Genomic DNA, 26,905 nt, shown 5'->3' on the forward strand with positions numbered 1-26,905 from the left:
CATGATAGTAAAAATGAATGCCGCACTGTATATAAGGGTATCAACGGATGAACAAGTCCATGGCTTTAGTCTGGAGGCGCAAAAAGCTGCCTTGTACGATCATTGCCGTAAATCGCAGACGAGTGTCTACAAGCTCTATGTCGATGCGGGACTTTCAGGTAAGTCCATTTCAGGCAGGCCATCGCTAACCGAGTTGCTGGAAGACGCTCGTAAAGGGCTCTTCCAGCAAGTGATTTGCCTTCGTCTGAACCGTCTTTCTCGCAACCTGACGGATCTACTGTACATTACCGAAATCTTTGAAAAGCATGATGTTACACTTCACAGCCTGACAGAACATCTCCAAACGGATACTCCCATGGGAAAGTTTGCCCTCCAGATGCTCGGCTCCGTTGCCGAGCATGAGAGGGCACAAATTGCACAGAATGTTCGCCTCGGAATGCAGCGGCGCAACAAGCTGGGCACGTGGAACAGCGGCAATCAGGTGCTTGGCTATCAGTGGATTCCACATTCAGTAAATCATAGCCTTTCCCGTGTTGAGATTATTCCCGACGAAGCGAAGCTAGTCCGTAACATTTTCGGATGGTACGACAGCGGTCTGGGGCTGAAAGCCATAGTAAATCGGCTAAATAGTAGCGGAGTTCGCACCAAAAGAGGAAAAACGTTTAGCTGCATTTCAGTACGCGGTATTTTAACAAATGTGAATTACATCGGAAAAATCTCCTACACCGACAGTAGCGCCCCGGGCCTTAAAAAGGTTGTAGAAGGAGAACACGAGCCCATCATTCCAATGAAGCTCTGGGAACAGGTTCAATTGCGACTGGCAAGCCGTTCACAACCGCCCAGTAAAGTCATTACCGATACATTCCCGCTTACCGGATTACTAAAATGTCCTGGATGTGAAAGCGGCATGGTTGCATCTCACGTTTCACGCACTCGAAAGAATGGAATGCGGCACATTGATCGGTACTATATATGCGGTCGTTACAGTTCTGGAGGCAGGGCAGTTTGTAAACCTCATCATGTGCGAGCCGACCAGGCTGAGAATTTGGTAGGCAGGCATATCCAGAATTTTCTTTGCCATCCTACGGTTGCGGAAAAATTGGCAATAGAACTTAATCAAAAACGGGATAGAAAACTGGAACCCTTCCGAAAACGGATTAATGAAATAGGAACTCAAATTTCCGCATTAAAGAAACGAAACCTACGTTGCTATGAGCTTTTTGAGGATGGGCACATTGACAGTCAGGAACTAAAAAACAAGCTTCTAAATCTCCAATCTGAAATAAGCATATTGGAACAAGAGCAGACCGAATTAGAGCGGAAGATCGACAGTGATCCAGAGCAACCTATTCCAATTGATCGCATTCGCCGCGTGCTTTCCGATTTTCAACCCGTATTACAAGGTGCAACACCCACACAGCAAAAATCATTGTTTCGAAGGATGATTGCAAAGATCACATTACCAGCTAATCGAGACATCAGCAAAGCAGTTATTCATGGCTCGGAAGCACTTCTAAATCTCAATATTCCAACAAATCAAATTGAAGGTGAACATCGATGATAGAGAAAAATCAAGAGTTGGTACGGAAAGTTGCCATTTATTCTAGGGTAAGCACGGAAGATCAGGCAGAAAATGGGTATTCAATTGATGCTCAACTTGATACTTTGAGAAAATACTGCGAGTTGTACGGGAGTGAAGTCGTCGGTGAATATGTAGACCGAGGTGTCAGTGGTAAAAGCATAAAGGGACGATATGAGCTCCAACGGCTGCTGAAAGATGCCGAAGAAGCGAAGTTTGATGAAGTTATTGTTTGGAAATTCAATCGTATGGCTCGAAAAAATATTGATCTGCTTCATATTGTCGATCTGCTGGAGAAAAACAACATTGCTTTCCGTTCCTTTTCAGAGAATTTTGACACCGGAACCCCCATGGGCCGCTTTGCTCTTCAAATGATGGGTGCGGTAGGCGAATTGGAACGGAATACAATTGTTGATAATGTGAAAATGGGCCATCGCCAACGCGCAAAAACCGGACGTCATAATGGTAAGGTGCCCCTCGGCTATAAGGTCATTGAAGGAAAAGGCGATTCAAGGGAGAATAAATCGGTGGTTGTTGTGGTTGAGGAAGAAGCAGCCATCGTTCGCTATATTTTTGAGCAGTATGCCTCCGGACATGGCCTCAAAACCATTGCCAATCAACTGAACCACCGAGGCCACAGAACCAAAACCGGCAAGCCTTTCTCCACTACAGCAATCAGAGATCTTTTGGACAACCCAATGTTTATAGGCAAAATCCGTTACAATCGCTACGAAAACTGGGCAGAGAGAAGGCGTAAGGGTATAAGCAATGAGCCTATACTCGTTGATGGCAATCATCCTCCGATTATCACCGAGGAATTGTGGGATAAGGTAAAACTCCTGAGAAAAAAGAAGGGGTCATTGCCCAAGAAACGCTTTGAAGGAGAATATTTGCTTACCGGACTCATACGCTGTCCCGAATGCGGCGCAGCAATGACCGCCAGCCGCACGATCAATCGGTCAAAGGACGGCACAAAAATTACCCGAATGTATTATTCCTGCGGTCGGTTCCGTAGTCAAGGCAGTTCGGTCTGTCACGCCAACAGCATCCGTAAACATGAGGCAGAACAGGCCGTGACCTCTCGGATTCGCGAAGCGGCGGTAAATCCAAAGGTTCTGCAAAGAGTCGTTAAAAGAGTCAATGAACACCGATCTGGACGAGCCAAGCCGCTCCGCGATGAACTGGTTGCCATTCAGACCCGCATCTCCAAGCTGGAAGAAAAGAAACGAAAATACCTTGAACTATATGAAATGAACGACATAGACCGGAACTTGTTTTCAGAACGTTTGATCCTTTTAAACAAAGAACTCGATATCGAGCTTGCTCGCAGGTCAAAGCTGGAAGTGGAACTGCAAGACGATCAGGCAGATCCTGTACCCTACGAACTTGTACGTTCCCTTATGACGAATTTCGATGCCCTGCTTCAAAATTCACCATTTCAACAACGAAAGACCCTACTGCATCTCGTCGTTAAGAAGATCACGCTGGATAGTAAGCGCCGTGTAGAACATGTCGAGCTCATGTTTAATGAAGATACCGAAAAGCATTTTTTAAGTGTAGCCCCTTCCGCTGGCAACATGGCAGAAGGGGCCTTTCCTTTGTCTGGAAAGGCCCCACGGCTTAAGCAATTGATTTCTATTGTAATCTAATTACTCGTACTCTACCAAACCTTTAGCCTCCATAAAGGCATCTTCCCCGCCTAGAACTCCACCGACAATATCTTTAGAAACCTTCAACTTTTCTGCAATATATGCTTCCATTTCGTCCGTATCAATAATAATAGGCTCCGGATGTTCCGATTCATTTTCGGGTGGTCCATCCATAACCAGTCCCTTACTCCGTAAAAAATCCAATTCACAATCCAATATTACTTCGACGAGTTCCTCTGAATGACCTGTTTCTTGCATGATAAAATTAATGAGCTCTTGCATGTCCAGTTTCATAGAAGCGTCCCCTTTATTTAATTTGGCAGGCCTATCGTATACAAATCATTCTCGTTATGCAAGGATTTTGTTGGCAAAGCGCTTTCCCTCTAGATCCAGGTCCTAAACTCTATTCATATAATATTTGAACTTTTCACCATCTAATCTACTAACTAGCAGGATTTCCGCTGAAATCAACAGAAGCAATAGTAAACTGATATTCAGAAGGGACGGATTGTTCATGACAGTAACTGAGCTTGGAAAAATTCTTAGGGATATGTATCGAAGTGCGCCTCACGGGAATCAAGTCGCTATGATACATCTGTTCGGTATTAAATATGCTGATGTTATTCTCAAAAACGGGTTTGGCGTGAAAGAGATTGTGGTTGCTTCTGGAATACGTCAATCATATACAACGGAAGTAAGCAAGGGAGTAAAACTCTCCGAATATGTGATCACAAGAGAATAAGCCCTTTAAGCGGGCCATTTGGTCGTCTAAGTAATAATATATTAACACTTTATATTTGGAGGACTGATCGCTCATGCCAAATACAAACTGGGGAGCACTTAATTCATTGCAATTAGGTCGTTATGCTGAGTACTTTGCCAAGATGGAATTTGCATCTTATGGTCTCGAAGTATTTTCATCCGAAGTAGATGATAGAGGTATTGATTTTATTGTTAAGGATAAAACAGGCAGATTCATAGAGATTCAGGTAAAATCTCTTCGAGGAACGGGATATGTTTTTGCTCAAAAGAGTAAGTTTAATATTCAAAATAGTAATTTGTATTTAGCTCTTGTTATTTTCATGGATGGCCAAATGCCCGACTTTTTCTTGTTGCCCGCTGAAGTTTGGAAAGCACCAAATGAAGTTTTTGTTGATCGAAACTATGACAAGCCTGGACAAAAAAGCAAACCGGAATACGGAATTAACATCTCAAACAGGAACTACGACATTTTGGAGATTTTTAAATTTGAAGAATCCATTAAAGACTTTTGCTAGTTCCGACAGAAGCGAAAGCTGTGAGCAACACCGAGGACTCCGCCTAAAGAGCCGCGTTCTTGGTCGTTACAGCCTGCATGAGTAGGAATAGACAAGCTAGACGGCACGGCGAAAGGGGGTTTCCTTTGTATGGAAACCCCCTCTGCCAAGGGACAATAGCTAACTATTATAACTTCCAATGATCTCTTAATTCTACCACTAATTTCTATTCGTATTTCTACTATACCAATTTCTTCGCTTCTCGACCTTATATTGTACTGTACTTACCGGTCTTCCCATTGAAGCAGCAAAATCCGGACCACGTTCAGCAAGCTCTTGTTGGGAACTCAAACTATCAGCGAATATGTTTACTTTTTCATTTTCCTCTTGGGTCCAGCGTTTACGGTAATATTCGGGTAAATTGCTCACTGAAATCATCCTTTCTTAACTATAATACTTCTGAATATTTTTGATCCTCACAAGTCCAGAATGCCAGCTTCCTCTACTGTTAGGCCTCGATATATTCCGCAACCTTCAGTGTGGTTCCAAGCAATCTGTAAGAAGGGGAAACCGTCTTTTGTTCCACCAGAGAGCTTTTGCCATCTGCCGGGTCGAAAAACACCAGGAAGTGCCCCTTGGGGTGCCAAGAACGGCATTTCACGCTTCAGGACATGCGCCGAAACCTCACCAGGGTGTTCCTTCATCCATTTAAGAACTTTATGTTGATTTGGTGAAGCTTCACTAGCAAATTGCTTGAGAATTTCAATGTTACCAAGCTTTGCATTTGCTCTGTTTACACTTCCTTCAATTCCACCCTCGCCGTTTTGCGAATCACTGCGTTCATTTCGAAGCTGTTTAAGCCTCAAATCCAGTAACTGCCTGAGATTCTCCACTTCCCTTTCGTTGTCTAGATCCACTTGAAATGTCGTTTGCATGCCCTTACCCCCGGATTCAAAATGTCCTTCTAGTGTAATAGTAATTGATTTGAATGTTCCTGTCAATTTAAAACTTTCAAATTAGTATATTTTGAACATCTGGAACATTTAGAATAGTGATTTACAACCCACGATATGATCTGCTCAGCAAGTGAAGATATGAAATTTCGCCCTACTTGTGATACGGTTCACCCCGATTAATCTTCACCGCCCGATAAATCTGCTCCACTAGCACAAGCCGCATCAACTGATGGGGCAGAGTCATGCGCCCGAAGCTCAGCTTCTGCTGCGCACGCTTCAGCACCGCATCGGACAGACCATGGCTCCCGCCAATCACAAATACAATGTGGCTTGTCCCGTACGTTCCGAGCTTGTCCATCTCGGCTGCGAGATCCTCTGAGCTCCATAGCTGGCCCCCGATCGCAAGTGCAATCACATGTGCTTCACTCTTCACATGCGCCAGAATACGCTCACCTTCACGTTCTTTGACGCCCCGTACTTCGGCATCACTCATATTGTCCGGCGCTTTCTCGCCAGGCACCTCAATGACTTGAAATTTTACATAAGGCCCTAACCGCTTCGCATACTCCTGAATGCCCTGCACTAAGTACTTCTCTTTTAATTTTCCTACGCCGATAATCTGAATCAACATGCTGTACTGCCTCCTGCTTGTATCTAAACTTTTATTTATTTTAAAATTGTTAACTTACGTCACTATATTACTTACATTCTCCTTACTGGAGTGTACCATACCCTGCCTTCATCTAAATATAATTTTACAGCTCGTCACAAATCATCCTGATTAGTTGTTATATAGCATATATAAACGTGACGAAAGGAGTCGATCTATCTGAATACCGGTCACTCACCCAATCCAATGTCTAACCATATTGAGCAGATTGTCCAAGAGATTCAGCAAGGTGACATAGAGCAATTTCGCACGGTGATTCAGCAATTTCAAAGGCAGATCTATGTGTACTGTAAATGTCTTCTTAACGATAAAGATCAGGCTGAGGATGCCGTCCAGGAAATCTTTATCAAGAGCTATCAAGACATGAACAGCTATTCCCCGACGGTATCGTTTCAAGCCTGGCTCTACAAGATTGCATATAACCACTGCTTGAATCTCAACAAGAAAAAAGCCCGTGACCGTAAGTTCTTCCATACCTTAAAAGAGCTGTATCGCCCATCACTACAACATCATATTGACTCTTCATCTGAACTCCAAGATCTGCTCAATCCATTAACTATGGAGGAGAAGCACATCCTGCTGCTAAGAGCTGTTGAAGAATACACGTACGATGAAATAGCTGAGGTCATGGACTTAAAGCCTGCCACCATCCGCAAAAAGTACGAAAGGTTACGCAAGAAGCTCAAAAACGAGCATCATGCTCAAGAAGGGGGTTATATCCATGAGTCCGCATTCCATAAATCAAGAGGATGAAATAAAACGTATCTCTGCGCAAGTTAGGGGGTTAAGCTTACATAAGGATTTTACGGAGCCCATCATGTCCGAGCTGTATATCCAGCAGCAGAAGCGACATCCAGTTAAGCACAACCACCTTAGCCGTATAAAAAACCGTCACAAAACTTGGCTGCTTACCTCGCTTTCCACTGCTGCGGGGGTCATTCTAGTAGCAAGTCTATTCACATCCTCAAGCATGGCTGCTTCTCTACAGCAGATCCCTGTACTGCAGAGTATCTTTCGACTAGCAGGAGATCTCGGGCTCTACCGCGCAGCCAATGAGAACCTCTCCGATCATCCCAATGCAGTTGCATCCACGGATGATATTACGGTTACCGTACCCGAGGTTGTATATGACGGGAACCGAGTATCGTTAAGCCTGATAAGAGCAGCTGGTAGTTCAGCTTCGATGTCACTTCGAGATCAGATATCAGATATTGATATTTGGGTAGATGATGTAAATGTCCAAGCCTCAGAGAGCGGAAATCATATTCCTATCTTTTCTTTTCCTGGAGCAGACGATAACTCAGCCATCATTGAATTTGTCGATCTAAGTAATCAAGGCGGAGAGTCCTTCCCCGATCAATTTGAAATAACACTGCGCTTATCCATGAACGGCTTCAAAGATCCATTATCCTTGTCGGTGCCTGTGACGATGACTAGTGGCGATCATATAGAGATTGAACCTAGTATTTCGAAGGATGATGGAAACCTTACCTTCAGTCTCAAGAAAATCGAGCTTACGCCAATTACAACGAACTTTACAACAGCGATCTCATTCCCAGAGGGGGTGGCCTATGACGAGAGAACGAACGGCATAGCCTTTGATGTATTAGACGAGGAGGGTAATAAGCTCCAGATCCTTACAGGGAATGGGTACAACGAGGCTGGAAGTAACACATTTATATCTGAAATGAGATACCACCCGTTTTCTGAAATTCCAGAGAGAATTATTCTGCGACCCTATAAGTATGTATATAGCGATTCAACAAAAACTACCTTTGCTAAGGACGAGGAAGGAAATATCCTCCTGGAGTATTTGCCTCAGCTCGATATTGAAATCTCACTTAAAGATTACCTATAGTACGTCGAAAAAGAGCGTATGATACAGCTTACGCTCTTTCCTCATCGGGGGCCGAAGCCGGAATAATCAGCCGGAAGACGGTGCCCTGTCCTTTTTTACTATCCACTTCAATTCTGCCCTTCAGCTTGTTAATCGTGCTGTAGACCATGAGCATCCCAAGGCCCGTCCCCTCCTGCTTCGTGGAGTAATACGGCTTGCCCAGTCTGGACAACTCCTCTTTATCCATGCCTACCCCTGTATCCTCGATACGAATAACAATGCTTCCTTTATGCTCCGAGATGTGAATGATCAGCTTGCCGCCGCCCTTTTCTTTCATCGACTCAATCGCATTTTTATATAAATTAATCAGACATTGCTGCATCTGGTGCTGGTCGTAGTTTGTACTGAGTGAATTGTCAAAATGGGTCTCTACTTCGACATCATATATCATCGCATACGGTAAAATAATATTCGTTGTATATTCCAGATCTTCGCTTAAGTCCGCGTACACCATGTTCTGTGACTGCGGCTTGGCGAAGGACAGGTAGTCGCTCACAATTTTCTCGGCTCGTTTCAGCTCTTCAAGCGACAGCTTAATATATCCCCGTTCCTTCTCTGTCATCGTCTCCGATTTACTAAGCAGCTGCAAGAAACCACTCGTGACGGTCAGCGGATTCCGGATTTCATGAGATACACTGGCTGCAAGCTCACTGACGACGTTCAATCGTTCAGACTGCAGCACGCGATCCCGATAATGGACATTGGCTATCATTTTTTCAATCAGAAGCATCGTAATTACCATGAAGACGGTATATGTCGTCAGCGCATGTCCAGCCAGGATCCAGAAGGTATGATCCACTTGCTCAATCACAATGATTAAGGTGATCAAGTACCAGATCATCGTCACCAAAGCCGCTGCCGCCGCACCTGCAATGCGTCTTTTAGGCGTCAATCCCAGAAATCTTCTGCTATACATGGGAGTCGCTATAAATATACTGGTTGCAAATAGAACGGCCGGTAAGACTCCTTCTCCACCAACATACAATCTGCACACGATGAGCGCCACATATAGCGGGAAGCTGCAGCGATATCCTCCAAACAAAGCAACGAGTAGAAAAGGAATATACCTCAGATCAAATGTATACCCATACTCCAATCTGAAAGGCATCAGCATACACAGACACATCGCCGCAGCGGATAATAAGACCATCACTTTTTTATTGTAAGCGAGCGGTTTATTTTCAAAGAAGATCAGGAAAATAACGACCGGAAAAAGCAAAATCAAAAAGTTTAACAACAGCGTTTCGAGCAAAGGGGCTACTTCCTTTCATCGGTATAGCATGTCTATGTTATATTTGAATATATTACTCCAATTACTCCTTCCAAGTAAATTAAACTCATTATTTAAATATTAGGGAAATTATACAAAAATAAAGCCAGATCTCCTCATCGTGAGGAAATCTGGCTTATGCATTTTATTTATTGAAATTGAATCGTACTTAGAGATGCCTTACCGCTCAGCACGATGTATACGTCTTGACGCCCGCTCACGCCTTCTACTGTCACCGTGTAATCACGCCATCCTTGTGCTCCCGTGGACTCAAGCTCTACGCTTCCTGCCACCGGGCCTTCCGGACCTTGCAGACGAAGCTCGGCGGTTGCCGCCGTTTGGGCTGCTGCACGCAGGGTTACACTGCTTACACCTTCACCAAATTCAGCGTCCTGGAACACGATCCAGCCGGACTGCTCCTTCACTTCAACCGCACTGCCGCCTTCATGGCATTCTCCGATCAGTACACCTTCGTAATCGTCATAGTTGATCGCTTTTACAGGCTGCTTCAGATCACGCGGTGGAATGACTTCACCTTCTACCTTCAGCTCCGTATTCACTCGCAGATCCGCAGACGAAGCCCCTGCCATGAACATATAGCTGCCGCTCTCGATACAGAAGCGCTCACGGGTTACGTCCCAGATCGCCAGCTCGCTCAGCGGAAGCTTGAAGCTTACATCGGCAGATTCACCAGGCTGCAGCTGCACACGCTCGAACGCATGCAATTGCTTCAGTGGACGCTTCACACGAGACTGCTCTGCATGTCCATACAGCTGCACGACTTCTTCTCCTGCACGTGCTCCTGTATTCGTAATGCGAACAGTAATGCCTACTTCACGATCCTGATCTGTTGATACTATATTCGTATCCAGGCTGATTCCGTCATAACGGAAGGAGCTGTAGGATAGACCGTGTCCGAATGGATACAGCACATCACCCTGGAAGTATTGATACGTACGATCTCCCTTGATCACATCGTAATCCATAAATTCAGGAAGCTGATCTGTCGACTTGTACCATGTCATGTTCAGACGTCCCGCTGGATTCACATCACCGAAGAGAACATCGGCTACTGCATTTCCGAGCTCTTGACCTGCATGGGTCGTGTACACAATCGCTGGAACATGCTCATCTGTCCAATTCAGAGCATAAGGATAGCTGCCCACAACAACAACGATCGTATTCGGGTTGACGGATAGAACTTCCTTGATCAGCTGCTCTTGAGAGGCTGGAAGTGTAATGTCCGGACGGTCAATCGTTTCTTTACCGTTAATGAGCGGATGGTTACCGACAAATACAACGGCAAGGTCTGCATCGGCTGCAGTCTCCTTCGCTGTTGCGAACTTATCGGTCACCGTCTCCACCTCGAAGATGTCAGCGCTGATCTTCTCTTCTCCGCCTGCTACCGAAGCGGCGCCGGATACATTAATCTCGTTCGCAGTCTCTTCCGCACGGCCTGTTCCCACGAGCAACTCACCGCTGTCTTTGTTCACGGTAACCGGTGTGTCGTTCCATGTGGAGAAGGTAACCTGCTTGGCATTCTCTCCTTCAGGACGAACAAGGAAGACCTCCTTGGTGAACCATTCCCAGATCTGATCTGCAGATGCCTTCAAAATTCGATCATCTGTGGTCAGATACAGACCGTTGTCCTCTGCAATGATCGTGTGGCTGTCCCAGCCCCAATCGGTCATTTCGAAGATGGCTGCTTGATCAGCCGCTTCACCCGCAGCAGCCAGAGAGGACTGATCCTCTTTGCGCACCTGCACATAACGACCGTTTTCTTTTGATTTCAGCTTCACCCGGTCTGTACCGCCAGCAAACGCCGTCTCACCGCCATGGCTGCTCAGCTTGTCCTGAATACCTTGGAGCGGAGTAACCGCGTAAGGCAGCGAGCCGCTGTACCAGTCACGATATACCGTACCGCCAAGCGGGCCAATAACGGCAACCTTCTTCAGCTTATCTGCCTGTAGCGGCAGTATGTTTCCTTCGTTCTTGAGCAGAACAACCGCTTTGCCCGCTGCTTCTCTCGACAGCTTGGCATGCTCTGGATGCATAATGACCGACTCATCGATCGCCGCATACGGGTTGCCTTCCTCTGGATCGAATTCACCAAGACGGAAGCGAACACGGAACGTATTGCGGAGTGCAACATCCAGATCGCTCTCACTGAGGAGTCCTTCCTCTAATGCTTCACGAAGCGACTGCTTAATGAGCTCGCCATCATCTGTAATACTGTCAATGCCGCCTTCCTTAACGGAACGAGCAACAGCCTCTTTGTAAGTCTCCAGGTAGCCATGATCACGGACCGTACCGGATACGTCAAACGCATCGCTGACAACAAATCCGTCCATGCCCCATTCCTGCTTCACAATCGCGTTAACATCCGGGCTAAGGTTAGCTGGAACGCCGTTGATGGCATTATACGCTGTCATCATGGACTGAGCGCCGCCCTCTTTAAACGGAATCTCAAACGCTTTCAAATAATACTCACGCATATTACGCGGATCAATACTGACTGATGCATCGCCGCGGCCAACCTCGTTATTGTTCGCGATAAAGTGCTTCAGTGTCGCAATCGCTTTCATATACTTCGGATGATCACCCTGCATTCCCTTAACCAGAGCGGATGCGAGTTTACCGGCGAGTACCGGATCTTCACCGTAAGCTTCCTCTGTACGGCCCCAACGAGGATCGCGTTCCATATCGACCGTCGGTGCCCATAAGGTCAGACCTTTGATCTCCGGATTCTTTTTGTAGAAGCCCCGCGCTTCGTCACCGATTGCGCTTCCAATTCGCTGCATGAGTTCTGTGTCCCACGTACATCCGAGACCGATCGGCTGTGGATACCCAGTTGCTTCACCAAGCCAAGCCATACCGTGAGCCGCTTCTGTACCATGCTTATAAGCCTTAACACCAAGGCGTTCTACTGCCGTTTGATATTGAATCATAAGTCCCACTTTTTCTTCCAAAGTGAAGCGAGAAACCAAGTCATTTACCCGTTCTTCAAGTGGAAGGGAAGTGTTCTGGAATGGATATTGTGTTGTACTCGACATATTGAATCCTCCTTCGGGTAGACTCCCTCAAGCGTATTTTATGACATATCCGATATAGGGGCTACCCGAAAAATTAGAGGCGTTTTCATAGAATATTAGAGTTGCGGAATGCGGTTTGAAGCCGCCTGAATCGCATGGTATGCCCAGTGGCTTCGCGGAACATCGGTCCACAACTGCTGCTGCACATCGGTTACCCCAGAACGTCCGAGCACGCGATTGATCACCGTTACGGCTTCCGCTCGGGTCAAATACTGATCCGGATGGAAGGGTCCGCCTGCTGTTCCGATCATATATCCTGCCTCGGCAACCAATGCGATGTTGGATTCAGACCAATGATTTATGGCATCCGTAAAAATAGTGGCTGTGCTGCCTTGAATCAGCTTCGACTCCAGACCTGCCCAGCGAACAACAATCGCTGCCATCTCTGCCCTTGTAATCGAGCGCTCTGGCCCGAAGGTACCATCCGGATATCCGAACATCAAACCACTCATTGTGATTTGTTCAATTTCATTGCCTGCCCATCCCAGTGCATCAATGTCGTTGTACATCACAGCATGCTCTGTTCCATCTGTTGCAGCCTGAACCCGATACAGCATGGCTGCCATCTCAGCACGGGTAACGGCCTGACCTGGGCGGAACGTGCCATCGGGATAGCCTGCTATATACGCATCTCGGAAGGTAGCATCCTCGTTATCCTCCGTCTCCGATGGATCTCCAGCGTCTACTTCACTTGCATCGTCGTTCTGACCATTCCCATTCTCACCCGCAGAGCCGTCAGGTACAGGTACAGTCCCTGTTCCAGCATCTACGCCTGGCTGTGGAGTTGGTGTCGGTTCTGGATTCGATCCTGACCCCGATCCCGGTTCATAAGCACGCTCATAGCTCAGATAAAAATCATCCAAGGTCCCCCATGCGCCTCCATCTGCTTTTATGGCTGCACCAATCGTGATCTCGCCCTCTGTCACAAGGATATCCTTGATTTCAGGGTTGCTCCACTGCACCCATCCATTCACCGCGGTGTCTGCTCTCACTTCATTCCCATCCACTATCGCGTATAAATACATCTCCGAATTCGCCGCATCGCCGCCTTGAAGATTCATGGACACATTATAGTAGCCAGGATCCAGCCCCTCTACGGTCTGCTGGGCCTTGAAATCCACCTGATCTGCAGAATAGAAATGCAGCGAGTAGCTGCCCGTCTTGGCATCCATTGCATTGTTCTGATAATCCGTGTGCGGTACTGCACCTTCCGGATAGGTAATACTCCACATGCTCCGGTCACTCTGTTCAAAGCTTCCATTCACGATCCAATTTCTCTTCTTTATTTGCAGAAATGCCTGTACGCTATGCCCGCCTTCTGCCGTGCCTTCGATCACATAGCTGCCAGGGCCTGCTGTTATGGCATTACCCAGCTGCGTCTCATCCCAGGTTACCGTCACGGTCCCTGTTGTTCCATCGTTGTAGGTCACACTTGTTACACTAGGTAATGAGATTGGTTCGCCCGCGATAGCCGATAGGTGTATGTCCTGAACGGCATCTATGACAATCGGGGCCACAGCACCCGTATGAACATATTTGAATACATTCAGTGATGGCAAGGGATGTCCTGCAAAATCAAACAACGCCTGATTATCCACGGCGCTTCCTCCATACCACTTCCCGGCATCATGCGGATCATATTCCGCTGCATAGCTGGATGCCCAGCCTGAACCATGTGCTTCCCAGATCGTTCTGTTCTGTTCAAGCTGATCCTTGGGACCCACCGGAAGCCATGCCGGTTCCCAGTAGAACACCCCAATGCCGGCTTCCCCTACCTTGGCTACTGCCTCAATGACATTACGTACCGAGGTAGCCTGTCCTTGAACCGTAATAGGATACTCAAGGGTTTGTCCTGAATTGCTTGGTGCTGTGTTACCGTGCCCGTCCCCATCCTGATCCGTATAGGTATATGAGGTTTCGGCTACCATGACCTTTTTGCCGTACGTATCCGCAACCTCCGTCAGGACTGCTGTCAGGTTAGACAATGTTCCATGCCAAAATGGATAATAGGAGCTTGCAAACACATCATAATCTACATTATTTCTCTCAAGTTCTTCCGCATAGTGCATGTATCTTCCTGAGGTTTCAGGATTCGTAAAATGCAGGGCAACTAGAATTTCCGAATCCACCTCTCGAATGGCCCGGCTTCCTTCATTAAATAGCTCGCTAATATGTGACCATTCCGTCTCCCCTGCAAACTGTCCATTCGTTTCATTGCCAACCTGAACCATCCCAATGTCAATGCCTTCGCTCCGCATCGCTTCCAGGCTGTCTTTCGTATATTGGTACAACGCTGCCTTCTTCTCATCCAAGCTCATGCCTTCCCATGCCTTCGGCGCCTTCTGCTTAGCCGGATCTGCCCAGAAATCGGAGTAATGAAAATCCACCAGCAGCTTCATTCCGTTAGCCGTTGCCCGCTTACCGATCTCAATCGCCCGAGCGAGGTCATTATTACCGCCGCCATAACCATTGCCAGATGCGTCATAGGGATCGTTCCAGATCCGAACACGCACATAATTGACGCCTGCGTCATGCAGTGTTGTAAATATGTCCTGGGTATGACCTGCCTCATTATAGAACTGGACACCACTCTCCTCTAGCGCGATAATGCTGGAGATATCCACTCCCTTGATGAAGTCGGGAGACAGCCCCTCTACCTTTTGCACAAAAATATCTGCATCTACCGGCTTCGTCGTATCCGTGCTCACTTGTCTTAACTCGGCCTGATCGAGGTATCCCCAGGAACTTGGTGCACCGCTGATGATTGCCCCGATATTCAGATCCGCCGTCTCCTCTTCCAGAATGAATTGCAGACTCAGCTTCCCCCATTCGTTATAGCCCGTCGTAAGCGTCTCATCACCCATATCCGTTCCCGCGAACAAGGTTACACTACCCGCCGTAGCTGCATCGCCACCCATGGAATGCACTGATAGCTCATAGGTTCCTGCTGGCAGACTTGAAACCGATTGTGTAAGTGTAATTGTCTGCTCTCCATCGGCCGTATCCTTCATCCAATACTTAAAGGCATGCTCTCCTTCAACCCCCTCAATAAAGGAATCATCCTGATAAGCAAAACGCTGAATATCCACGCTATTCCAATCATCAGGAGTAATATTCCATGATCCATCTGTCCAAAAATCAGACTCAAATCCGCCATTCATCAGGTACGCATCGTGTGGGTTCGCATGTGCCACAGATCCTCCGATTCCCGCCGGTATACTGAATCCCGTAAACCCCACCATCGCAGCCAGTATAAGACTGCCTATCCTTTTTCCCATTCAATCATCCCCCATCATTTATCCCAATAAAATAAAAGCACACTCATGCTGATCCTAGTAATTAATCTATCGAATATATGTAAGCGCTTTACAAATACTATATCAATGGGGGCGCGGGGCGTGAACGGATAATAAATGAACATTTCGTGTGCTAAAGCAACTACTTTGGCACAAGGCTCTATAAAACACAAAAAGAGCGCATTAATACGCTCTTCTCCCATCCCTATATTGAACATCAAGCTCTAGCTTCCTACGATGCTACACGACCAGAAATTCCGCATTGTTGTCGCATTCGGAGCATTTCACCGGCGGATCCCAATCCGAGAATTCGGTTTCCTTCAGATCGACAATATCCGGTGCGTCCTCGAACTCATCGACGAACAAATCAATGGCATGCTCCACATGCTCTTTACATACGGTGTACATTCATTCAAGCATCCTTTCTGTCTTGAGGCCTTTCTTATATGGGGTCATCCTCTGTCTTCATGCAATGCATGAATTAATAACCCCTTCTCCTGTTCTACCATACCTGTCCTAGAAAATAAACCCTTAATCCCTTCAAATCCTGTTTTCGTGTTGAAGAGAAATGATCCTTCCTATCCTTATCTTGTCCCACAGGGAACCTTAATTATAAGTTTAAAATAAAAATTCTATGTGAACTGAAGAACTTGTGATTGGCAAACAAGTTATATACAAATAATTATCCTCATATCACACAGATAAAAAAAACATGGAGTGCCTGAACGCTCCATGTTTTTAATCTACATTAAATTTCATTATCGCGGTACTTTCATCTTTGTACACCTTCCAAAAAGGAAAGCCATAGGTACTAATAAACTTATCAAAAAAGGTCAATATATTATCATCACTTAGTAACCACATATAGTCATCCCCTATAGCGGAGGTTACGAATAACTTGTACCCATCTTCATTAACCTGAAGCAAAATATGTGTATATGATCCTGCAGCAGTAGCAATGACTAGCATGTTAGACGGGTAGAAATCCTCAAATACAAAATAAAAATCCATTACATCTTTACATGAGCAAATTGCACATTCTGCATTGCCAAATCGTAGTCCATCAACAAGCATTAAGAAGCGTTTATACTCATTAGGTAAAATTAATCCACATTCTCTTTCAATCCAAGCTATTTCAGAGCTGGGAGCAGGCGGATTCAGTTTAAAGAAATAATCGACTACAACACCCAAATGATAGATTTTCGATTCATCTTTGCTGAACTTTCTGAGCATATCAATCAAAGACTCAATGGTTAAGGCTGGGAAAAATTCTTCTTCATTCATAGTTTTATCACTACCTCCCTGTGTATATATGTAGTAATCGTGGAACCAGGCTTGCTTGTTACACCTGGATGTTCTATTGTATCAAGTTAGGCCATTGAATATTTTCAGCTAACACAATTATATCAATGACCATCCATATATGTAATTATTTTCAATAATCACATCTTTCAATGTGATATAGTAGGCAGTATACATAAGGAGGGAAACCCTATCCATTCCGATCTTAATTCTCTCTTGATAGTTACGTTCTTTATTCTAAATGTGCTGTATTACTTTCTGTTCTCCTGGAGCTTTGAAATAGAAAGATTTGAGCCCATAGAGAAAACAACCGCCTTGAAGAGGATAGATATCGCAAGTGCGATAATTTTGATGGCTCTTGTCATGGTTAGCGTGTATATCATGGAACAGCCAAATGCCTTACTATTTTTCGCGTTTACCCTGATTCATGCCTATAATGCGTTTAAAGAATGGAAACTCAATCGACCCTCAAGAGAGTATTTACGCTCATTGTCACTATGTATCTTCAGTACTGCATACACCGTGACTGCCTTTGTCGTCTACCACTAAGCCAGCTGCAGTTCAGCCTAGGCAGCCTCACTCAATTCTTATCAGACTTCACATCTTGATCCACATAAAAAAAGTCCGACATCATCATGTCGGACTTCAGCGAAATGGTGAGGAGCAAGCTGTCTAAGCTTCTACTCTCACCACTCGTTCCACCATTATTCCACCGGTTTATCGGTCAGCTTCACGGTTGCTTCCTTCAGCTTCCCATCCCGGTAATAAGAGATGACCATCTCATCCCCGATCTTCTTCTTATCGTACAGGTACTTTCGCACATCCATCGTCGATTGGATCGGCTCGCCGTCAAATTCAACGATGACATCATTCAGCTTCAGTCCCGCTTCGCCCGCTGGTCCGGATGACTCCAGCACCAGAGCGCCTTCCTCTACCGAATCAGGCAGCTTCAGCTCCTTGCGCTGCTCCTCGTCAAGCGGTGCATAGGAGCTCGACAGATCTATCGTGTACACGCCGAGGAAAGGCCTCGATACCTTGCCATCCTCCATCAGATCGGTCACAATCTTCATCACATCTTCCGTCGGAATCGCAAAGCCCAAGCCTTCGACGCCCATGTCTGCAATCTTCATCGTATTGATCCCGATCAGCTCGCCCTGCATATTGATCAGCGCTCCGCCGCTGTTGCCCTCATTGATGGCAGCATCGGTCTGAATAACATTCTGCTCCCAGTCATATACTCCGTCCTGGTTAATCGATACAGGGATCATTCGGTTCGTATAGCTTACAATCCCCGAAGTCATCGTACCGCCAAGCCCCAGCGGATTACCGATCGCAAGTACGGTTTCTCCCCGGCGAATCTGCTTCGAGTCACCGATCTCAACCGTTGTATTGATACCTTTGCTGTCAATGGACAGTACGGCTATATCGCTGATTCGGTCCTTGCCGATGAGCTGAGCCTCCTTGGATACCCCATCCACAGTAACAGCCTCCAGATTATCTCCACTGTCCACAACATGATGATTGGTCATGATATAGGCGGTATCGCCTTCAATCTTAAAGATGACTCCTGATCCCAGAGCTGCATCCTCTATGCGGGAGCCGTCGATCTCACGATGGCTGACAATACTGACCACGGCAGGCCTTACCTTGTCACCGGCAGTAATAATGCGTTCATACGGGTCACCTTGCGCTGTTCTGAGTGAGGTCCCGGAGAAAGCCGTCTGAGCATCCCCTGGCATCACAACGAGTGCAAATAGACCGACAGAGACAACTGCACTAATCACCGAGCTAATAATGGCTACTTGAAGCATGGAAAGAGAGGAGGACCCTGATGTACTGCTTACTGTTTTTGGCCAGAATTTCTTACGGCTGAACCTTACCCGCCCTAATGATTTTCCGGTCCGTTTCGATACTTTGGTGGAATAAAATTCGTCATCAAACAAACCCATTAAATCCTCTCCCCTTCGTATCACTACGCATCAAGACCTATTCTGCTCGCCTTAACACTTGTTACTTTGTTATATATAACAAAACATAAATATTCTTATCCTACTGTAAGTATCCTGAACATGGGCTCCATCACCATCCCTTAATTAGGACAACGATTAATCCTCACTATATAAGACACTTCATTGGTATAAAAAGTTTCTAATCACTTTTTCCAAACTCTGACTGCATCATCCCAAACACGATAAACATATACCTTCATTTCACCAAAAATTAGAAGATTTAAGCAGTATAACATACGATTTAAACAGCTTTTTTAGCATACCACGGCTCTATATTTCGTTACAGAGGAAAAAACAGGAATGATTCTATGCTCTCCTGACTACAATAGAATACAAGCCGAATTAAAGAGATTAATAGAAGGAGGTCTACACATGAATCGTGTCTACTCTGCAATGGAAGAGATCCAAATGGCAGCCAAGCTGGCTGATCTGAAGGAAGAACATTACCGCAATACCCTCGCCCTCAGTGTAATGATCGAGCTGCTCGTTGAGAAGAATATCCTGACCCGTGAAGAGGTGGAGAAAAAAGCAGCCGAGCTCGACAGCTTTATGGAGAGCCCACCTTATCCCACGGTGTAGGCCGGTCATAATACGTCTCGCACAGCTGAAATTCACTATCCTTGTAGAAGCAGCCCCGGTCCTCCATCGCACCGCGAACGGTCAACTTCGCCAGCTCCATCATATTATGATCCCGGCTCAAATGTGCTAAATACGCTCGTTTGGTTCGGCCGTTCAGCAGCTCACTAAGTGCTGCTCCTGCCGCTTCGTTAGACAAGTGTCCCAGATCACTCATGATACGGCGCTTCGTATTCCACGGGTACCGTCCCATCCGAAGCATGTCAATGTCGTGATTGGATTCGAGCACGAGCACATCTGCATCCGATATGGCAAGTCTAACCTTGTCGCTCATATAACCGAGATCGGTGGCTACACTCAGCTTCTCCTTGCCATCATAAAATGAATAACCCACCGGCTCGGCTGCATCATGAGAGATCCCGAAGGATTCCACACGCAGTGACTCAAACTCACGGACCTCTCCGCTCTCCATGATCCGGATGTTCTCCTCCGGAATTTTGCCAAGTGCCTTGTGCATGGCCTTCCAAGTATTCGTGTTAGCATAGATCGGTAAATTATATTTGCGTGCCACTGCGCCTAGTCCTCGAATGTGGTCGGAATGCTCATGCGTTACCAAGATTCCGTCCAGCTGAGACCCAAGCATGTCCCGTTCAAGCAGCAGCTCGTCTATTCGTTTGGCACTTAGGCCAGCATCTATTAATAAAGCTGTATCATCATTACGCACGACAGTCGCATTGCCTGTCGAACCGCTCGATAATACGGTAAAAGCGATCCCCATAGCTTAAAACTCCTTACGGTTTATCTGACTTCGGACTAATAACCTCTCCGCTGATGCCCTGCACATAATACTGCTGCCCGCTCTCGAGCACGAATCGCCATGCAGGGGCTGCGACCTGGCTGTCCGAGTTGAACTCCTCTCCATAATATCCGAGTTCAATATCCTGAACGACGGCTTCATCGGGCAAGAATAGTTCAACCAATGTGCCAAGCGCCTTCGAAGCCGGAAGCACCTGTTGTTCTTCTTCAAATGTCGACATTTCAATTGGTGACAGCTCATAAGCCGTTATTTTTTGATTGGAATAATACAGCGCTAGGTCCACATGAAACAATGGCCACTTCTGTTCAGCCAGCGGATGCAGGATGAAACGATCGAGCACGTCCGGATTGGCCAGCGGATCAAGCTTATATTCCGCAATGTTCGGAATATATGGCTGCAGCGCGGCTTCCATCTCCTGCTCAGAGAAGATCAGCTTGCTGTCAATCGGCTCTTCCAGCTGAATCGGTTTGGCTGCCTTGCTTCCATTCACATACCGATAGGTTAGTTTGGGCATGGCAGGTGTTTCACTTGGAATGGGAGCGAGAATTTCGATTCCCTTCTCTTCCATGAGCCGCTGTGTGCTCTCTCCCAGCGAGGTGAAGTCCAGACTTGAGCCTGCAGATTCCCGCGCATCCATCCAGAGCTGATATCCGAGTACCAGATTCAGCAGCAAAAAAGCATAGATTAACACATTCTTAGCACGGCCCCAATCCATTTCCTCACCTCATTTCATTATAGACCTTTGACAGCACAAGTCCAGGGTAACCGAAGCGCATCAAGAAGATGGAATAGTACTCACCTGACCGCTGGCCAGCGTGATTTCCCATACCGGAACCAGCTTCATGCCGGACTCTGAAACGACCGGCTGATAAGCTGGATTCAGCCGGATAACCTGCTGGTCTCCTGCTGCCGCCTTGATCTGTTCAGCCAGCTCTTCCCCAAAAGGAAGCTGTACCATCTCCTTGCTGATCTCTTCAGCTTCATCAAGATACAGCAGTGAACGCTCATACGTGGATACGAGCTCCTTCTGAACCTCGAGTCGCATATGCTCATATCCGTACTCCGGCAGATCGAGCACCGGATAACTCTCGTAATAGGGGAACAGATGGACCTCCGTGCTGTCTCCGTCGGAATCAATTTCCATCCGGGACGTACCATTGAACGCCCCATGCTGATTAACAAAATCAATTGCCGCAAGGGTATCCTTCGTCCGATCGCCCTCACTCGCCTGCACGGCTGCCGGATCATTATAGCTGATCCAGCGCTGATTGAAGTTCACCTGCAGACTGCGCTTGCTGTCCGTATAGATTTCAGATCCATCCTTCTCCTGGATGTTCCGTGTCATGCTGGGATCGAAGAATAGGCTTCGCTGCATCTGCTCCACCGTGTACTGCTGGGTACCCAGCTCGACCTGAACCATCTCCAGCGCTTCCTCCGGAAGATAATATCCTTCACTGGTCAGCCTATAAGGAGTCCAGCCTGCTCCAAAGTCAACATGCTGCTTGATATCCTGCACTGTAAGATCCACATCGGCAGCTTCATACACCACATCGCCCTGTGAACTAAAGAACAAGGCACGTGCCTTGTCATCACTGTCTGTATATATCCATATTTTATTGATCGTCTCGGCCTCAAATAATGGATCACTGCCGAGCTGCATCACTCTTTGCAGCAGCGCAACCGGCATTCCCCCGTCAAAAGACAGCTCAATTCCCGGATTCTCTTTCTTCAGCTCATTCCAGTTCTCCGAGCTCACACTCTGTCTCTGGAATTCTCCGAAGCTGCGCCCCGCTAGACGCGAGTAGATCAGCTGATAGAAGGTCGATTCCGGATAGAAGAGTGTATGCCGGTCTTCACCCATGTGAATCACCATATGATCAGGGAAGATTAAGTTCTCGATTCGCTGCTCCTGACCCATATTCTCGGTCTTGATGTAATTGGATTCGCTCGTAACAACCGAATAGCTGCCCGGCAGCCGATAGATGAGAAAATAGCTCTGGAACAAGCTTGCGGTGATCAAGATCGCGAGCACGATCGTCTTGAATCTTTCCTTCATCTACAGCTCACTCCCTTCCTGCTCCAGCGGAAGTGTAAAGGTGACCTTCGTCCCTCTGCCCAGCTCCGATTCCAGCTCAATGTCTCCCCCATGGGCTTTGACGATCTCACGTGCAATAGATAGTCCAAGACCCGTTCCACCCATGCTGCGCGATCTCCCTTTCTCAACCCGATAGAAGCGTTCAAAAATACGGTCGATATCCTTCTTCGGTATGCCGATTCCGGTATCTTCCACGGATATAGCGACCGTATCTCCCATATGAGTAGCGGATAAAGTAACGCTGCCGCCTTCATGCGAGTACTTCAGCGCATTGGACACCAGATTGTCCAGCAGCTGGTCGATCTGATCCCGGTCCAGCGGCACCTCCGGTACATCCTGGTCCACGATGACCGCCACATTCATATACTTCTGCTGCATTTGGAAGGAGAACCGGTCGGCTACCTCGTCGAGCACATCCATAATCACGGTCGGCTGCTTCCGCAGCGGTGCTTCATTGGAATCAAGCCGGGACAAATGTAGCAGGTCGGTGACAAGCCGAATCATACGCTCGGTTTCATTTTGAATAACTCCAACAAATCGTCCTCCGAGCTCTGGATCCTCAATGGCTCCGTCATCCAGTGCTTCTGCGTAGCTCTTAATCGTCGTCAGCGGTGTCCGCAGCTCATGAGATACATTGGCCACGAATTCTCGCCGTGAGGCCTCCAGCTCCTCCTGCTCGGTAACATCCTGCAGCACGATGATAGCTCCAGTTCGCTCTTGATCGCGCCGCTGCACCGGTGTGAAGGTGACCCGAATCACTACCGAATCGTTCTGACCGGACGGCTGGATTTGAAGCAGTGTTGACGCGGTAATGCCGCTCAGCATCGTCTCTGCTTCTTCAACCTCAAGCCCGAGCACGACAGCAAAATGCCTGCCGCTCATCGCAGCTTCATCCCGGCCCAGCATCATGCTCGCCCGTTTGTTGACCAGAATGATCCGGCCGAGCTCATCGATGGCGATTACGCCGTCACTCATATTGGCCAGAATGGAAGACAGCTTGTCCTTCTCCTCTTCATTCTCGGACAGTGCCGTTCTGAGCTGGCTCGTCATATAGTTAAAGGTGCTGCTCAGCTGTCCGATCTCATCCTTGCCGAGCACAGGCATCTTGGTGCTGAAATCGCCTTCTGCCACAGCGTTAGCCTTGCGTGTAAGCTCCTTGATAGGGGCCGTGATGGTGTGTGACAGAATGACGCCCAGTACAGCTGTCAGGCCAAGTGCGATCAGCACCCCAGAGATAAATATGTTATTAATCCGCTCCATCGTCGTATACAGCTCATTCATCGATGCTGCGATATACACGGCACCTACGATTTTGCCCCCAGACGAAACGGGCTTAGCCACGACTTTTTTGCGGACATTGTCTTCATCAATAATGTTTTCTTCATTATCACGGATTCCTTGCAGCGCACGGCTTACCACCGTCTGCGTATTCTTACGTCCGATATAATCATTATGTGAGCTGAGCGTCGTCGTCAGCACCCGTCCGCTTGCATCCAGTACCTGAATCTCGGCTCCGTTGATGTTAAAGAGATTGTTGACGAGCGTGCCCAGATTCTCTGTGCTGTCCTCTTCTCCCTCACTGTCACCTGTAACCAGCGCTTCAGCAACCAGAACAGACAGCATTTCGGCTCGCGCATGCAAATCCTCTGTGAAATTGCTCGTGAGAGAGGTCTTCATGGCACTGACAAAATAAACCCCGATCAGCTGCATTGCCACCAGAATAAGCAGCACATATACAATGATCAGCTTCGCCTGCACCGTGCGGAAATAAGAGGTCCATTTCATCTACAAGACCCCGTTCTTCGATCCCCGAATCAAGTACCCCAGTCCTCGGCGGGTAACAATCGTTTCCGGTTTGCTCGGATTCTCTTCAATCTTCTCCCGCAGCCTTCGGATCGTCACATCCACTGTGCGGACATCGCCAAAGTATTCAAACCCCCATACGGCCTGAAGCAAATGCTCCCTAGTCATGACCTTGCCTGCATTCTTCGCCATATAATAGAGCAGCTCATACTCTCGATGCGTAAGATCAAGAGCTTGTCCATTCCTGTAGGCGGTATACATATCTGTATCAAAATAAAGATCGTGCAGCTTCAGTCCCTGTGCTTCTTCCTCAGTCTGTGGAGGCTCTGCTGCTGTCTCTGACTTCTGCTGTCTTCGCATCTGTGCCTTGACTCTTGCAAGCAGCTCACGTGTGCTGAACGGCTTCGTCACGTAGTCGTCTGCTCCGAGCTCAAGCCCAAGCACTTTATCAATCTCGGAGTCCTTTGCTGTGAGCATAATAATCCGGGTTTCCAGCTGAGCTCGAACTTCCCGGCATACATCCATTCCATCCTTGCCGGGGAGCATCAGATCAAGCAGGATCAAATCCGGTCTGTCGGATAGAGCGAGCTCCACTGCTTGAATACCGTCAAATGCACAGATAACCTCGTATCCTTCTTTCTCTAAATTAAATTTCAGGATATCTGCAATCGGCTGTTCGTCATCGACCACTAGAATCTTTCCCTGCATCCGTTCGCCCCACCTTTGATTTTGCGTCTTCTATAACTGCCTTTTTTTATAATCGTATACTCATTCTAACATACCTAAACTGGCAACTTCACTAGGTGAAAAGAGCTCTTTCATCCGCTCAACAAAAAAGCATGATCTGCCTATACAGATCATGCTTTCCTATTTTAAGGGAGATATTTCATCGGATTTTGCGCTACACTATTCTTCTTGATTTCAAAGTGAAGATGTGTACCTGTAGAGCGTCCCGTATTCCCCATTATCCCAATGCTTTGGCCTTGGTCAACAATCTGTCCTTCTTTGACACCGATGCTGTCCAGATGACCATATACCGTTTCATATCCATTACGATGATTAATAATAATGACATTGCCATATCCGCTTTGTTGTCCTGCAAAGGTCACAACACCTTCATCAGAAGCGGTAATGGATCGGTTACCCACGAGATCAATTCCTTTGTGCTGCTTGCCCCAGCGCTCACCAAATCCGCTGGTAATCGTTGCATTGGCTACAGGCCACTTGAAGATACCGCTGCCTTCACCCGTCACTTTCGTTCCCTGGAGAACGACTTTAGATACCGAAGCCTCAATCACTTCCTGGCCGAGCCATTCCTCTTTTACGACTTCACCATTTTCTTTGGTAATCCGAAACTCGACCTGCTTAAGCCCGGTCTGACCTTCCCGTACGACCTTGGTAACACCTGACTTCAGTTCGTCTGTCTCACGAATCTCCACCTGAGGTTCAGTCTCAATCTCTTCGACAACCGTCTCGACCGTCGTTACCGTAAGCGGAGGCTTAGGAAGCACGAGTGTGAGCTCGTCTCCGATCCGTAGACTGTCTTCTTCAAGCTCAGGATTCAGCTGCTTGAGAGCAGCAATCGTTGTGTTGTGATGCTGGGCGATATAACTCAGCGTATCTCCCTCCTTCACCACATATACCGTCTCCTGCTCCTGTCCCTCGGTCAGTCGTTCGATGGCTTCCTCACTGGAGAGGATCTTACTCGGATCAGTCTTCACTTCAGTAAGCACGACCTGCTCTTCAAGCTCGACGGATTCAAGGCTGACCTGCTCTTCCTCTGAACCTTGTGAGCTATTGGAAGATAGCGCAGCAACCGTTCTGATCTTGGAAGCCGGCTGAGCCGCTTCTTCCTCAGCTGTAATATATTTATTTTTAACATTCTGGATGACTTGATCCGCTGTTTTCTGGTCTTTAACAATTCCGATCATTTTACCATCAATCTTAAGCTTAACACCTTCCGCATAACCGGTCAGTAATCCGTTCAGCTTACCAAGTGTGGCTTCGCTGTCGATCTCAGGCTTATATGCCTGCTCTTCCTTAAGCTCAACACCACTGATGTCCAGCTGCATAAGAGCATCTGGATATTGCTGCTGAAGCTGCTCTGTCTTGCTCTCATACAGCTTCGCAATTTCGTTCTCGCTCTTGATCGCTCCGATATGCTCTCCCTTAACATATACATTGTAATAAGGGATCGTATTCGCAGTTACATACGTCTCACTCGCAAACCCTGCTGACATGGTAACAAATAGTCCTGCCGCCGTTACAAGAAGCCATTTGCGTGGCTTAGATAACTCCTTTTTCGGTAACGAGTTGTCAGAGCTCTTCATGTTGTCTTTCATACTGCTCATGATTTTCTCCTTTTCTCTGCCCTATAAAAGTTCAAGCTATATTATTGCTCTCCATTGCATCACTTATGAGCCAATTTATTCATAGTTTCAATCCAAGCGGTAAACGATATGTATGATTGTACGTTTGGTCCTCACTTATCGCTTTGATTACTTAGATATATGAAGAAAAGGTTGCTAAATAGTATCAAAAATTTAACCTTTTGCTTACTTGTTTACTTTACCACAGCCGGAAGTACTAGATCAACTCACCAAAACATACCAAAAACCCGCGAAAAACGCGGGTTTCC

The 26,905-nt window shown here is 47.0% G+C and carries 24 protein-coding genes; 8 read left to right on the forward strand and 16 right to left on the reverse strand.

Annotation, left to right across the window (positions count from 1 at the left end):
• Window position 1: 1 nt before the first annotated feature.
• Together PUW25_RS24940 and PUW25_RS24945 are read left to right on the forward strand one after the other, a co-directional pair.
• Window positions 2-1,561 carry a recombinase family protein gene (locus PUW25_RS24940; protein ID WP_274337826.1) on the forward strand — a complete coding sequence of 520 codons (1,560 nt, stop codon included), beginning with the start codon at window positions 2-4 and terminating at the stop codon, window positions 1,559-1,561.
• Window positions 1,558-3,228 (forward strand): recombinase family protein, encoded by a 1,671-nt coding sequence (locus tag PUW25_RS24945; RefSeq protein ID WP_274337827.1) that lies wholly within the window; start codon window positions 1,558-1,560, stop codon window positions 3,226-3,228. Before PUW25_RS24940 ends, PUW25_RS24945 begins: the two co-directional genes overlap by 4 nt.
• On the opposite strand, the gene PUW25_RS24950 is transcribed toward PUW25_RS24945, so the two are convergent.
• A complete protein-coding gene (locus tag PUW25_RS24950; RefSeq protein WP_274337828.1) occupies window positions 3,229-3,522 on the reverse strand; it encodes a hypothetical protein in 294 nt (97 codons plus the stop codon). It abuts the gene before it with no gap.
• Between the two features lie 220 nt (window positions 3,523-3,742).
• On the opposite strand from PUW25_RS24950, the gene PUW25_RS24955 reads away from it, so the two are divergent.
• Together PUW25_RS24955 and PUW25_RS24960 are read left to right on the forward strand one after the other, a co-directional pair.
• Window positions 3,743-3,970 (forward strand): HTH-like domain-containing protein, encoded by a 228-nt coding sequence (locus tag PUW25_RS24955; RefSeq protein ID WP_274337829.1) that lies wholly within the window; start codon window positions 3,743-3,745, stop codon window positions 3,968-3,970.
• Between the two features lie 73 nt (window positions 3,971-4,043).
• Complete coding sequence (locus tag PUW25_RS24960) at window positions 4,044-4,505, forward strand: DUF4365 domain-containing protein (RefSeq protein ID WP_274337830.1); 462 nt, start codon at window positions 4,044-4,046, stop codon at window positions 4,503-4,505.
• Window positions 4,506-4,703: 198 nt separating this feature from the next.
• On the opposite strand, the gene PUW25_RS24965 is transcribed toward PUW25_RS24960, so the two are convergent.
• The 3 genes from PUW25_RS24965 to rlmH form a co-directional block, all read right to left on the reverse strand.
• Window positions 4,704-4,913, reverse strand: a complete 210-nt coding sequence (locus tag PUW25_RS24965) for a hypothetical protein (protein WP_274337831.1) — start codon at window positions 4,911-4,913, stop codon at window positions 4,704-4,706.
• A gap of 47 nt (window positions 4,914-4,960) precedes the next feature.
• On the reverse strand, window positions 4,961-5,419 hold the full coding sequence (locus tag PUW25_RS24970; protein WP_274337832.1) for a hypothetical protein: 459 nt from the start codon (window positions 5,417-5,419) through the stop codon (window positions 4,961-4,963).
• 172 nt (window positions 5,420-5,591) lie between these two features.
• Window positions 5,592-6,071 carry a 23S rRNA (pseudouridine(1915)-N(3))-methyltransferase RlmH gene (gene rlmH, locus PUW25_RS24975; RefSeq protein ID WP_274337833.1) on the reverse strand — a complete coding sequence of 160 codons (480 nt, stop codon included), beginning with the start codon at window positions 6,069-6,071 and terminating at the stop codon, window positions 5,592-5,594.
• A gap of 225 nt (window positions 6,072-6,296) precedes the next feature.
• On the opposite strand from rlmH, the gene PUW25_RS24980 reads away from it, so the two are divergent.
• Window positions 6,297-6,863, forward strand: coding sequence for an RNA polymerase sigma factor (locus PUW25_RS24980; protein ID WP_274338501.1), 567 nt, complete (start codon window positions 6,297-6,299; stop codon window positions 6,861-6,863).
• Complete coding sequence (locus PUW25_RS24985) at window positions 6,832-7,968, forward strand: DUF4179 domain-containing protein (RefSeq protein WP_274337836.1); 1,137 nt, start codon at window positions 6,832-6,834, stop codon at window positions 7,966-7,968. Before PUW25_RS24980 ends, PUW25_RS24985 begins: the two co-directional genes overlap by 32 nt.
• A 28-nt stretch (window positions 7,969-7,996) precedes the next feature.
• Here the strand turns inward: PUW25_RS24985 and PUW25_RS24990 are convergent, their stop codons facing one another.
• The 5 genes from PUW25_RS24990 to PUW25_RS25010 all read right to left on the reverse strand — a co-directional run bounded on the left by PUW25_RS24990 (window position 7,997) and on the right by PUW25_RS25010 (window position 16,949).
• Window positions 7,997-9,259, reverse strand: a complete 1,263-nt coding sequence (locus tag PUW25_RS24990) for an ATP-binding protein (protein WP_274337837.1) — start codon at window positions 9,257-9,259, stop codon at window positions 7,997-7,999.
• Window positions 9,260-9,426: 167 nt separating this feature from the next.
• On the reverse strand, window positions 9,427-12,330 hold the full coding sequence (locus PUW25_RS24995) for a glycoside hydrolase family 3 protein (RefSeq protein WP_274338502.1): 2,904 nt from the start codon (window positions 12,328-12,330) through the stop codon (window positions 9,427-9,429).
• Between the two features lie 95 nt (window positions 12,331-12,425).
• Complete coding sequence (locus tag PUW25_RS25000) at window positions 12,426-15,647, reverse strand: glycosyl hydrolase 53 family protein (RefSeq protein ID WP_274337838.1); 3,222 nt, start codon at window positions 15,645-15,647, stop codon at window positions 12,426-12,428.
• A 258-nt stretch (window positions 15,648-15,905) separates the two neighbouring features.
• Complete coding sequence (locus PUW25_RS25005) at window positions 15,906-16,073, reverse strand: CxxH/CxxC protein (RefSeq protein ID WP_076314175.1); 168 nt, start codon at window positions 16,071-16,073, stop codon at window positions 15,906-15,908.
• Between the two features lie 330 nt (window positions 16,074-16,403).
• Window positions 16,404-16,949, reverse strand: coding sequence for an SMI1/KNR4 family protein (locus PUW25_RS25010; RefSeq protein WP_274337839.1), 546 nt, complete (start codon window positions 16,947-16,949; stop codon window positions 16,404-16,406).
• Window positions 16,950-17,210: 261 nt separating this feature from the next.
• Between PUW25_RS25010 and PUW25_RS27565 the strand changes: the two genes are divergently transcribed.
• Entirely contained in the window at window positions 17,211-17,516 is a 306-nt protein-coding gene (locus PUW25_RS27565) for a DUF4181 domain-containing protein (protein WP_420800549.1), read from the forward strand.
• Window positions 17,517-17,671: 155 nt separating this feature from the next.
• Here the strand turns inward: PUW25_RS27565 and PUW25_RS25015 are convergent, their stop codons facing one another.
• A complete protein-coding gene (locus PUW25_RS25015; protein WP_274337840.1) occupies window positions 17,672-18,916 on the reverse strand; it encodes a S1C family serine protease in 1,245 nt (414 codons plus the stop codon).
• Window positions 18,917-19,348: 432 nt separating this feature from the next.
• On the opposite strand from PUW25_RS25015, the gene PUW25_RS25020 reads away from it, so the two are divergent.
• Window positions 19,349-19,555 carry a hypothetical protein gene (locus PUW25_RS25020; RefSeq protein WP_274337841.1) on the forward strand — a complete coding sequence of 69 codons (207 nt, stop codon included), beginning with the start codon at window positions 19,349-19,351 and terminating at the stop codon, window positions 19,553-19,555.
• Here PUW25_RS25020 and PUW25_RS25025 read toward each other — a convergent pair.
• From PUW25_RS25025 to PUW25_RS25050, 6 genes are all read right to left on the reverse strand, one after another.
• Window positions 19,524-20,330, reverse strand: coding sequence for an MBL fold metallo-hydrolase (locus PUW25_RS25025; protein ID WP_274337842.1), 807 nt, complete (start codon window positions 20,328-20,330; stop codon window positions 19,524-19,526). The genes PUW25_RS25020 and PUW25_RS25025 overlap by 32 nt on opposite strands.
• A 13-nt stretch (window positions 20,331-20,343) precedes the next feature.
• Entirely contained in the window at window positions 20,344-21,084 is a 741-nt protein-coding gene (yycI, locus tag PUW25_RS25030) for a two-component system regulatory protein YycI (RefSeq protein WP_047912593.1), read from the reverse strand.
• A gap of 60 nt (window positions 21,085-21,144) precedes the next feature.
• Entirely contained in the window at window positions 21,145-22,425 is a 1,281-nt protein-coding gene (locus PUW25_RS25035) for a YycH family regulatory protein (protein ID WP_047912592.1), read from the reverse strand.
• Entirely contained in the window at window positions 22,426-24,249 is a 1,824-nt protein-coding gene (gene walK / locus PUW25_RS25040; RefSeq protein WP_047912591.1) for a cell wall metabolism sensor histidine kinase WalK, read from the reverse strand.
• Complete coding sequence (gene yycF, locus PUW25_RS25045; protein ID WP_047912590.1) at window positions 24,250-24,975, reverse strand: response regulator YycF; 726 nt, start codon at window positions 24,973-24,975, stop codon at window positions 24,250-24,252. It abuts the gene before it with no gap.
• Window positions 24,976-25,139: 164 nt separating this feature from the next.
• The gene (locus PUW25_RS25050) at window positions 25,140-26,618 is read right to left on the reverse strand and encodes a peptidoglycan DD-metalloendopeptidase family protein (RefSeq protein ID WP_274337843.1); all 1,479 of its coding nucleotides are present in this window, start codon (window positions 26,616-26,618) and stop codon (window positions 25,140-25,142) included.
• Window positions 26,619-26,905 lie beyond the last annotated feature (287 nt).

The organism is Paenibacillus urinalis, assembly GCF_028747985.1.
GTDB classification, from domain to species: Bacteria; Bacillota; Bacilli; order Paenibacillales; family Paenibacillaceae; genus Paenibacillus; species Paenibacillus urinalis.